General features: G+C 66.4%; 9 protein-coding genes and 1 pseudogene. 4 read left to right on the forward strand and 6 right to left on the reverse strand.

What is annotated here, in order from left to right:
- Nucleotides 1–1,125: S53 family peptidase (locus KH616_RS15240; protein ID WP_292247625.1), on the reverse strand; the 1,125-nt coding region annotated here is incomplete at its 3' end.
- 406 nt (nt 1,126–1,531) lie between these two features.
- On the opposite strand from KH616_RS15240, the gene crcB reads away from it, so the two are divergent.
- Together crcB and KH616_RS15250 are read left to right on the forward strand one after the other, a co-directional pair.
- On the forward strand, nt 1,532–1,918 hold the full coding sequence (crcB, locus tag KH616_RS15245) for a fluoride efflux transporter CrcB (protein WP_292247643.1): 387 nt from the start codon (nt 1,532–1,534) through the stop codon (nt 1,916–1,918).
- A gap of 25 nt (nt 1,919–1,943) precedes the next feature.
- The gene (locus KH616_RS15250) at nt 1,944–2,294 is read left to right on the forward strand and encodes a DUF190 domain-containing protein (RefSeq protein WP_292247628.1); all 351 of its coding nucleotides are present in this window, start codon (nt 1,944–1,946) and stop codon (nt 2,292–2,294) included.
- On the opposite strand, the gene KH616_RS15255 is transcribed toward KH616_RS15250, so the two are convergent.
- A complete protein-coding gene (locus KH616_RS15255) occupies nt 2,291–2,854 on the reverse strand; it encodes a YggT family protein (RefSeq protein WP_292247631.1) in 564 nt (187 codons plus the stop codon). The genes KH616_RS15250 and KH616_RS15255 overlap by 4 nt on opposite strands.
- A 75-nt stretch (nt 2,855–2,929) precedes the next feature.
- Complete coding sequence (locus KH616_RS15260) at nt 2,930–3,859, reverse strand: DUF2520 domain-containing protein (protein WP_292247633.1); 930 nt, start codon at nt 3,857–3,859, stop codon at nt 2,930–2,932.
- Nucleotides 3,860–4,420: 561 nt separating this feature from the next.
- Here KH616_RS15260 and KH616_RS15265 point away from each other — a divergent pair.
- Complete coding sequence (locus KH616_RS15265; protein ID WP_292247635.1) at nt 4,421–4,708, forward strand: hypothetical protein; 288 nt, start codon at nt 4,421–4,423, stop codon at nt 4,706–4,708.
- 181 nt (nt 4,709–4,889) lie between these two features.
- Here the strand turns inward: KH616_RS15265 and KH616_RS15270 are convergent, their stop codons facing one another.
- Together KH616_RS15270 and KH616_RS15275 are read right to left on the reverse strand one after the other, a co-directional pair.
- Nucleotides 4,890–5,558: a LysE family transporter gene (locus KH616_RS15270; protein ID WP_292247646.1), complete on the reverse strand. Its 669-nt coding sequence runs from the start codon at nt 5,556–5,558 to the stop codon at nt 4,890–4,892.
- 40 nt (nt 5,559–5,598) lie between these two features.
- Nucleotides 5,599–7,155, reverse strand: a pseudogene (locus KH616_RS15275) (UbiD family decarboxylase).
- 585 nt (nt 7,156–7,740) lie between these two features.
- On the opposite strand from KH616_RS15275, the gene KH616_RS15280 reads away from it, so the two are divergent.
- Nucleotides 7,741–8,826 (forward strand): lytic transglycosylase domain-containing protein, encoded by a 1,086-nt coding sequence (locus KH616_RS15280; protein ID WP_292247638.1) that lies wholly within the window; start codon nt 7,741–7,743, stop codon nt 8,824–8,826.
- A gap of 144 nt (nt 8,827–8,970) precedes the next feature.
- Here the strand turns inward: KH616_RS15280 and KH616_RS15285 are convergent.
- A partial coding sequence (locus KH616_RS15285; RefSeq protein WP_292247640.1) for a pyridoxal phosphate-dependent aminotransferase occupies nt 8,971–10,007 on the reverse strand: 1,037 nt, incomplete at its 5' end.

A 10,007-nucleotide genomic window follows, 5' to 3' on the forward strand; every position in this document is an offset into this window, starting at 1 on the left:
GCAGATCGCGCCGCAATTGCCGTTGGCGCCGGTCGTCACGTCATGGAAATCGCTGCCGTAGGCGCTTTTGCCGGCCGCATACAGCGAATCGTACGTACCGCCGAGGCGTCCCTTGCCTGCAGCCGCGCGCATCGAGTTCGCGATCGCGACGAGCGCGGCCCATTGCGGCGCGCCGGCGCTCGTGCCGCCGACCTGGAACCAGCCCGATCGTCCCTGGTAGGTGACCGAGTCGTACACCGCGAATCCGGAGGACGGATTCCCGTTGTAACTGACGTCCGGTACGCCCCGGCTGCCCGCGACGGGAATCGGCCAGGCGGATTGCCCCCACGGTTCGGGTTCCTGGCCGCTCACGCCGCCGCCGCTGCCGCTCCATGCGGACTCGCCGACATAGTTGCCGCTGGCGTCGACGGACAGCGTGGTGCCGCCGACCGACACGACATATGGCGACGCAGCCGGGTATTCGACGCCGCTGCCGCTGTCGCCCGACGAGGCGACAAAGGTGACGCCCGGCGCGGTGAAATGGCTGTCGAGGCTTTTTTCCCCGCTGAATTCGCCGGCGCCGAAGCTCATCGACACAACCGACGCGCCGCGCTGCACGGCGACATCCACCGCAGTCATCAGGTCGTTGAAATTCGCCGATGCGGCCTCGACGAGCATGATCCTGGCTTTCGGCGCGATCGCGTGCACCCATTCGACGTCGAGCGCCATTTCGAGCGACCAGCCGGCATCGCCGCGCGGCTTGCCGCCGCTCGCGTAGAGCTTGGTGAAGCAGCCATTCGCCGTGGTGCACGGCGGCAGCGAGAAGGTTTTGCTGAAGACGCCCAGATCCGATTCGATCTTCGGATTGTCGTATGCGTCGACGATGGCGACGATCATGCCTTCGCCCTGGTTCGCGAGCGTGTCGAACCCGTACGCCCGACGCACCTTCGCGGGCGTGAATCCGGACACCTGCGATGAATTCAGCTGCGGCTTTGTATGGAACGGTGGCCGTGCTTCGCCTTTGGGCGGCCGCGCACCTTCGACGTAGGAAGGCGGTCCGTTGCCCTCGGCAAGCGCGACGGTCGGCGCGGCGAGCGAAGCACACAGCGCGGGAATCAACATGAATGACAGGCGAGCGGTTTTCATTTTCGAGTCTCCATGTCGACGGAGTGGGCGAGCCGATTGAATTCTATGAAATAACCGGATTCGCTTGTGTGAAATATCTGTCAAACACGGGAATGCCAGATCAGGGAAAACACCTGTCAGGCTTGATGCGAGCGGGTGCAGCCCTATGCGATGGCGTCATTTCACGTTTCCGATTTATCGATGACGCAGTTCGACTGCGGAGAAATCCGAATAAATTTGTAATGTGCAGCGTAATGAAAAAGAAAATCCGAATATCGGCGCGCGTATTGTCTTGCCTGAATCATTCAGCCGCTGCGTCCAGATAGCTGGTCGCTCCGAATCCGTTGCCGGCGTAATAGCATTCCGCATACAGTTCAGATTCCAGATTCGCGGCATGGGCCGCACTGCATCATCACGGGGAGTGTCCTTGTTCTATTCGATCGTCGCGATTTTCTGCGGGGCCGGGCTTGGCGCGCTGCTGCGCTGGTTCCTGAGCCTCACGCTCAATGAACTTCTCCCCGACTTGCCGCTCGGCACGCTGGCCGCGAACCTGATCGGCGGTTACGCGATCGGCATGGCGGCCGTCGTATTCACCATGAAGGCGGGGTTGCCGCCCGAATGGCGGCTGTTTGTGATCACCGGCTTTCTCGGCGGCCTGACGACGTTCTCGACCTATTCCGTCGAGGTGATGACGCATGCGTTGCAGGGCGAGTTCGGATGGGCGTTTGCGGTGGCTGGCCTACACTTGATGGGATCGTTCGCGTTGACGGCGCTCGGCATGTGGACCGCCCGTGCGTGGCTTGTCGCGGCGTGAACGTGTCCGGCGGTGGAGGTCGGCGATGGACAGGGTCTTCTTGCGATTCTACGTGCATGAGCGGCATCGTCTGCACTGGAAGTCGTTATGGGAATGGCTGCTCGAGGAAGCGAACCGGATGGGCGTCGCGGGCGGCTCCGCGTTTCGCGCAATGGCCGGGTTCGGTCAGCATCGAGTGCTGCACGAGGACCGGTTCTTCGAGTTGCAGGGTTCGCTGACGGTCGAGGTCGAGTTCATCGTGACCGAGGACGAGGCGCAACGGTTGCTGGAGCGCGTCGCGCAGGAGAAGGTGCGGGTGTGCTATGCGATGATGCCGGCGCGGTTCGGCGTGATCGACACGCTCGACGCGCCGGCGGATGAGGCGCGGAAAGCCTAGATGCCGAAGAGCGTCAGCGACACGGCGGCGCGTGTCACGACCATCAGCAGCACCTGCACGATCACGAACAGCAGGATCGGCGACAGGTCGATGCCGCCGAGGTGAGGAATGACGCGGCGCAGCGGATTGAGGAACGGTGCGGTCAACTGGTAGAGGATCGGCATCGCCTGCGAGCGCGGGTTCAGCCACGACAGCAGCGCCATCAGGATCGTCATCCAGATGACGAGGTTCAGCACCCACTTCACGACGGTCAGGAGCGCCACGACGACGATCGTCGGGGCGAGCGTGATCGGGTCGACGCCTGCCATCACGATCATCAGCACGACGTATACGAGCGCGGTCACGAGCGCCGCGACGACGCTCGCCCAGTCGATGCCGCGCACGCCGGGAATCACGCGGCGCAGCGGCAGCACAAGCCAGTTGGTCGCCTGCAGTACCGCTTGCGTGACGGGGTTGTAGGGCTGCACACGCACGGCCTGCATCCAGACCCGCAGGATCAGCGCGGCGCCGAACAGCGTGAAGAGGGTATTGAGCAGAAAACGGGCGATCTCGCCGAACATATTCGAATCCTTTTTATACAGTCGAGTAGCATGCGGCCGCCACCGCCGGATGGCGGCGCATCGGCCGACACCTTATCACGCCTCGTCGCACGAGGGGCGAGTCATGGCCGTCGTGCGCGCCAGCGACGCTTCGACGGCGGCGGCAAGCGCGGGCAGCGAGGCGGGCGGGGCGGCGCGCTTTGCGGCGAGCGCGACCGCGCGGCGGGTCATCAGCGCGTAGAGCGTCGCATGGTCGCCGTCGCGAGCCTCGAGCAGCGCGAGTTGCCGCTCGACGATGCCCGTGTCGCCGCGCGAAACCGGCCCGGCGAGTGCGTTCGCGAGCCCCTTTTCGCGGGCGGTTTCGACCGTGCCGGCGAGCATCGGCAACAGCGCGCGCAGGGCGGCGTCCTCGTCGAAGCCGAGCGAGCGCCACAGGTCGACCGCTTCGGCCAGCCCGCACAGAGCGAAGCTCGCCGCGTAATGCGCGGCGGCGTGATAGAGCATCCGGCCGCCGGGCGGGATCGACAGCGGATGGCAGCCGAGCGCGGCGGCGAGGCGCGTCAGCGCCGCGTGCAATGCGCCGTCGGCCTCGATCGTCACCGAGCAGCCGTCGATGCGGGTCAGGTCGGCGTCGCCGCCGCCGAACAGATAGAGCGGATGGAATCCGCCGATCGCCGCGCCCTGACGCTTCGCAGGTTCCAGCAGGTCGACGCCGGATGCGCCGCTGCAATGCACGAGCGCCTGCGCTTCGGCGCGCGGCGCGCCGAAGCGCAGGCTCGCCGCGACCGCGGCGAGGTGGTCGTCGGGCACGGTCAGGAAGATCAGGTCGGCCGCATCGACAACCTGTTGCGGTGTCTCGACCGCCTGGCAGCCGTCGATGCGCGACGCGAGGGCGGCCGCCGAGGCCGGCGTGCGGCTCGCCATCGCGACAACCGGAAAGCCGGCTTGCGCGAAACGTTGTGCCACGCAGCGCGCGAGACGGCCGGCGCCGATGAAACCGAGACGGGGCAGGACGGGAAGAGACATGGTGGGCGGAATGCGAGAACCGGAAAGCCGTCAGTATCGCAGGATTGATCTGGCGGTCGAGCGCGGGAAACCGGACGGCGAGGGATGCGCAGATGACGATATCGTGCCGCGTTTCACTGGATGCGGGATGGGATGAGCGCGGAGCGAAGTCCCGTGCATGTTTCGCCGGACGTCGGATCCAGCGTGTCGCCAATCGTGCGATCCGACCCTCGAGCTTCGCCCATCAGGTTGCCGGCGGGGGCGGTTGCATCACTGTTGGGTTTTTGTCTCAAATTTGTAATTGAAGATTACGGACGCTCGCACGCGGGGCGTACCGGAATCGGTAAAACTGACTGCGCGCGTCATTGTGACGCACCGGGCCGGCCGGATTCGTGCGATCTGAACGGATTTCCGGGGCGGGCTCATACGGTGCACCACGCTATCCGCACGGGTGCGCGATTGCAATTTGCAACAAATGCGCAGTACCAATGGCACGGGTTTTCGCTACATTGCAAGCATGCGACGTGCGTGCCGCCGTTGCCGACAGGAACGGCAGGAAGCCGCTCCAGCAGGAGAATCGAAGTGAAAAAATTCATTCCGTTCATCGCCGCCGCCGCGCTGGGCCTCGGGGCTGCCAGCGCTGCGCAGGCGCACGTGTCGGTCGGGGTCGGCATCGGCCTCCCGATCGCACCCGCGTATCCGGTTTATGCAGCCCCGCCGCCCGTGTATTACGCACCGCCGCCGCCCGTGTATTACGCACCGGCGCCGGCATACTATGCGCCGCCGGCGGTCGTCTACGGAGGCGGGTACTACGGTCGTCCGTACTGGCGTCACCGCGGCTACTACGGCCACGGCTACTGGCGTCGCTGATTGATGTTGTCCGCGCGCGGCTCGTCCGCGCGTGGCGAACGGCGCAGCATTCCTTGACGGGACGCTGCGCCGTTTTTTATTGGCGTGGCCGCGCGGGTTCGCTTGCCGGCGTGGATCGATGCGCGTGTCAACCGTCAGCCGCGTGGCGGGCGGCGTGACGTGTCGACCGAAGCCCGGCCGTTCAGACGGCGTGCGCGATCAGGTCGCGATAACCGCCGACGATCACGCTGTACGAGAAGTAGGCGAACAGCAGCGCCGACACGACATGGCACGCGCGCATCAGCGTTGCGCCGGCGCGCTTGCGGCCCTGGCTTGCCAGCGTGCAGACGAACAGCGTCCACGCAAGGCCGCCGAGGAAAAATCCCGACAGGAATACCGATGCCGTCGCCGGTGTCGTCGCGCCCGCCTTGGCGATCAGCGCGCCGCCGACCGCGGCGAACCACAGGATCGCGCTCGGCGACGACATCGCGAGCAGTACGCCGCGCATGAAACTGCGCGGCGCGCTCGCCTGCGGTGAAGCGCTGTCCTGCGGGCCTGCGTTGCCCGCCCTGGCCGGCGACAGCGCTTCGCGTGCCATTTTGCCGGTGAGAAACAGCAGGACGGCGCCACCGCCGACCCAGACCGCCCAGCGCACCGCCTCGAACTGCAGCAGGACGGCCATGCCGGCGAGCGCGAGCGCCGCGTAGACGAGATCGCCGACGCAGGAGCCGAGCCCGAGCCAGAAGCCCGGCTTGAAGCCGTGCGAGATCGTCAGCGACAGCATCGCGACATTGACGAGGCCGATGTCGAGACAGAGCGACAGCGACAGGAAGAATCCGTCGGACAGCATCGAGGCGGGCGGAGCGTTCATCATGCGTCGGTTGTTTGCGGGGGCGGGCCAGCGCGCACGGTCAAAGACCGATTTCCTGCCAGAGCCGATCGACGCGCGCCTTCACGGCAGGATCCATCTCGATCGGGCGTCCCCATTCGCGCGAGGTCTCGCCCGGCCACTTGTTGGTCGCGTCGAGTCCCATCTTCGAGCCGAGACCGGCGACTGGCGACGCGAAATCCAGATAGTCGATCGGCGTGTTGTCGACCATCACGGTGTCGCGCACCGGATCGACGCGCGTCGTGATCGCCCAGATCACCTCGTTCCAGTCGCGGATATTCACGTCCTCGTCGACGACGACGATGAACTTCGTATACATGAACTGCCGCAGGAAGCTCCAGACGCCGAACATCACGCGCTTTGCGTGGCCGGCGTAGCTTTTCTTCATCTGGACGATCGCCATCCGGTAGCTGCAGCCTTCGGGCGGGAGATAGAAGTCCGTGATCTCGGAGAACTGCTTTTGCAGCAGCGGCACGAACACCTCGTTGAGCGCGACGCCGAGGATGGCGGGCTCGTCAGGGGGTTTGCCGGTGTAGGTCGAGTGATAGATCGCGTCGCGGCGCATCGTGATGCGCTCGACGGTGAAGACAGGAAACCATTCCTGCTCGTTGTAATAGCCGGTGTGGTCGCCGTACGGGCCTTCGAGCGCGTGCTCGTAGGCGGCCGACGCCGTGTTCGCCGGGCGCGGCGGCGCGCCGGCGGGCGCGGGTTCGGGCGTGCCGTCCTGCGGGTAGATGAAGCCCTCGAGGACGATTTCCGCGCGTGCGGGCACCTGCAGTGTGTCGACGCCGGGCGTCAGGCACTTCGCAAGCTCGGTGCGGCTGCCGCGCAGCAGGCCGGCGAACTGGTATTCGGACAGCGAGTCGGGCACCGGCGTCACCGCGCCGAGCGTCGTGGCCGGATCGGCGCCGAGCACGACGGCGACCGGATACGGTTTGCCCGGGTTCGCCAGCGCGAACTCGCGGAAGTCGAGCGCGCCACCGCGATGCGCGAGCCAGCGCATGATCAGCTTGTTGCGGCCGATCAGTTGCTGACGATAGATGCCGAGGTTCTGGCGCGGCTTGTTCGGTCCGCGCGTGACGGTCAGCCCCCACGTGACGAGCGGGCCGGCGTCGCCCGGCCAGCACGTCTGAATCGGCAGTTTGTTGAGGTCGACGTCGTGGCCTTCCCAGACGATTTCCTGGCAGGGCGGCGACGACACCGTCTTCGGCGCCATGTCCCACACGGCTTTCGCGAGCGACAGCAGCTTGCCGGCATCCTTCAGGCTCTTCGGCGGATCGGGCTCCTTCAGCGCGGACAGAAGCCGCCCGAGGTCGCGCAGCGAGCCGAGCGCGGCGTCGTCGCCGGCGTCGACACCCATGCCGAGCGCGACCCGCCGCGGCGTGCCGAACAGGTTGCCGAGCACCGGGAATGCGTAGCCGGGCGGCGCATCGAACAGCAGCGCCGGACCGCCGGCGCGCAGCACGCGGTCGCACAACTAGGTCATTTCGAGTACGGGCGACACCGGCTGCGTGACGCGCCGCAGTTCGCCGAGCGCTTCGAGGCGCTGGATGAAATCGCGTAAGTCTTTGTATTTCATGGATATGGTCCGGGCCATCCGCGCAACGGACGGCGGTGGGCGGGGCGCAGCGGCCAGCTGCGGCCCCGGATCGAGCGCCGATTTTACCCGGCTGGCCGCGCCGATGCCCGGACAGGAAAAAAGTTGACGGCGCGCAAATGCCTACGGCATGGGGCTCACAGTTCTGAAGGGCAACAAATTATTACTTTTTGTTATGATTTTGCGTTTTTATAGTGTTGACGATCTATAAAACCCTGCTAGAATCCGCTCACATTGGTTGCAGGGTCCATGGCTTTCAGCCGCCAATCACCGATCCTTGGACGCAGCGCGTCACCGTCTGCCGAAACCTGCACGGCATGTTCGACGGTCTTAGTTCGAAGTCTCGGCCAGCGTTACCTGACGCTGGTTTTTTGCGTGGGTGCCACCGCATTTGCCCGCCTTCAAGGCGCCGGCCCTTTTGCCTGCCGTGGCCCCGAACGGTACTTTTACCGTTTCTCCGATGCCTGCCGTCATGACCAGACGTGCGGCGTCGTGATTCCGCGGAACGTTTCCTGTCTCGCCTTCGAGCCGAGCGAGCCGCACGAATCATGTTCATGGGAGATCTGAATGAACGCCTGGTTATCGTGGCGTCCCAGTGAGCGGCATGCGCATCTCGTGCGCGACATGCTGCGTCGCGGGACGCGTGTCAGTCACCATTTATTCAGCGTCGTCGGTTGTTGCGCTGTCGCGATCGCACTTGCCCTCTGGCTGCTGCCGACCGTGCGCGGCAATCTCGCCGCGAAGCTGATGCCGGTCGTATCCGCGGCCGTGCAAGCCGGTCCGGCCCGGCTGCTGACCGGCCATCCGCTGCCGAATTTCGCGCCTGCCGGCGCGCAGCCGCAGCAGGACGACGGTCCGGAAACCGATGCGCTCGCGGTGGAACTCGATACCGAGTCGTCCGACGCCGCCGCGCAGGGCGATGCCGCCGATGCGGCCCGCTCGCCCGTCACCCTCGCGAAACTGATTCCGCCGCAGCGCGTCGCCGCCGATGCGCGCGACGATCGCGCCCTCGCGTCGAACCGCGAGCAGGCCCTCGTTGCCACGTATATCTCGCGCCGTTACCGCGTCGCTCAGGAGCCGGTCGGCAAGCTCGTCAAGGCCGCGTTCCAGACCGGCCGGGATGTCGGCCTCGATCCGACGCTGCTGCTCGCCGTGATGGCGATCGAGTCGGGTTTCAATCCGTACGCCGAGAGCGGCATGGGCGCGCAAGGCCTGATGCAGGTCATGTCGAAGGTCCATTCCGACAAATTCGAGTATTTCGGCGGCACGGACACCGCGCTGCAACCGCTCGCCAACATTCAGGTCGGCGCGCTGGTGCTGAAGGATTGCATCGCGCGCGGCGGTTCGCTCGCGAGCGGGCTGCGCCTGTACAACGGCTCGACGAACCCGGACGACGCCGGCTACAGCTCGAAGGTGCTGGCCGAGCGCGGACGCCTGCGCGACATCGCGCGCGGCCGCAACGTGTCGATCTATGCGCCGCAGCAGCAGACCAAGCCGATCGTGACCGCCGCCGCGACGTCGATGGGCAGCGCAAGGCGCGTTCACGCAACGCTGGACGCAGCCAAGACCGCCTCGCCGAAGGCGCAGTCGCAGGACGACGCAAGCGCCGACACCTCGAAGGCGCACAACGGCCGCTCGGAGCTGGGCGCATAACGCGCGGTTTCGCGGCGAAGCAGCATGTGAAAAAGGAGGGCACCCGCGAGGGTGTCCTCCTTTTGCTTGATGGCTTGCTGTTGCGTCCCGGCATGAGGCGGGCGCCGTGTCCGTGTCGTACGTGCCCGGCGCCCGCGCGGCCGCTCAGCGCAGCCGGAACAGCGTGGCGAGCCGCTCGACCGCTTCTTCGAGGCGCGAGTAGGCGGTCGCATAGGACAGGCGGATATAGTCGCGCGGCGCATGCGTGCCGAAATCCTGCCCCGGCACCAGCACGATGCCGGCATCGTGCAGCATCGCGTGCGTGAGGGCCGCGCTGTCGCCGGCCGCCGGATGATGGACGCCGTCGCATTGCGCATAGACGTAGAACGCACCGTCCGGCATCACTGGCACCTTGAAGCCGAGCTGTTCGAGCGCCGGCACGATGAAATCGCGGCGCCGCTTGAATTCGAGGCGGCGCGTTTCGTAGATATCGAGCGTCGCCGGTTCGAAGCACGCGAGCGCCGCATGTTGCGCGAGCGCCGACGGGCAGATGAACAGGTTCTGCGCGAGCTTCTCGAACGTGCCGACGAGCGCCGGCGGAACGACCAGCCAGCCGAGCCGCCAGCCGGTCATGCTGAAGTACTTCGAGAAGCTGTTGACGGTGACGACGTCGTCGCCGAACGACAGGGCGGACACCGGCGGCGCGTCGTAGCTGAGACCCTGGTAGATCTCGTCGACGATCGTGAAGCCGCCGCGGGCGCGCACCGCATCGACGATCCGTCGCAGCTCGTCGGGCTCGAGCGACGTGCCGGTCGGATTCGACGGCGACGCGAGCAGCACGCCGCGCGTGTTGTCGCCCCATAGCCGCCGGACGTCGTCGGCGGTGAGCTGGAAGCGTGCCTCCGGGCCGCTCGGCACGAGCACCGCGCGGCCTTCGGCCGCCGCGACGAAGTGGCGGTTGCACGGATATGACGGATCGGGCATCAGCACCTCGTCGTCACGTCCGACGAGCGCGAGGCAGGCGAGCAGCAGCGCGGCGGAGGCGCCTGCCGTCACGACGATGCGCTCCGGGCTGATCGTCAGCCCGTACGCGTGCGCATAGTGCGCGGCGATCGCCTCGCGCAGCGGCGCGATGCCGAGTGCGCTCGTGTACTGCGTGACGCCGCGGCGCAGCGCGGCGGCGGCGGCCTCGACGACCGGCT

This window comes from Burkholderia sp., from assembly GCF_018375725.1.
Lineage (GTDB): Bacteria > Pseudomonadota > Gammaproteobacteria > Burkholderiales > Burkholderiaceae > Burkholderia.

What these genes read in the sequence shown, in the direction of transcription:
- KH616_RS15250 (WP_292247628.1), top strand. Translation starts at nt 1,944, where the DNA reads ATGGACAGGGTCTTCTTGCGATTCTACGTGCATGAGCGGCATCGTCTG.
- KH616_RS15255 (WP_292247631.1), bottom strand. Translation starts at nt 2,854, where the DNA reads ATGTTCGGCGAGATCGCCCGTTTTCTGCTCAATACCCTCTTCACGCTG.
- KH616_RS15260 (WP_292247633.1), bottom strand. Translation starts at nt 3,859, where the DNA reads ATGTCTCTTCCCGTCCTGCCCCGTCTCGGTTTCATCGGCGCCGGCCGT.
- KH616_RS15270 (WP_292247646.1), bottom strand. Translation starts at nt 5,558, where the DNA reads ATGAACGCTCCGCCCGCCTCGATGCTGTCCGACGGATTCTTCCTGTCG.
- KH616_RS15280 (WP_292247638.1), top strand. Translation starts at nt 7,741, where the DNA reads ATGAACGCCTGGTTATCGTGGCGTCCCAGTGAGCGGCATGCGCATCTC.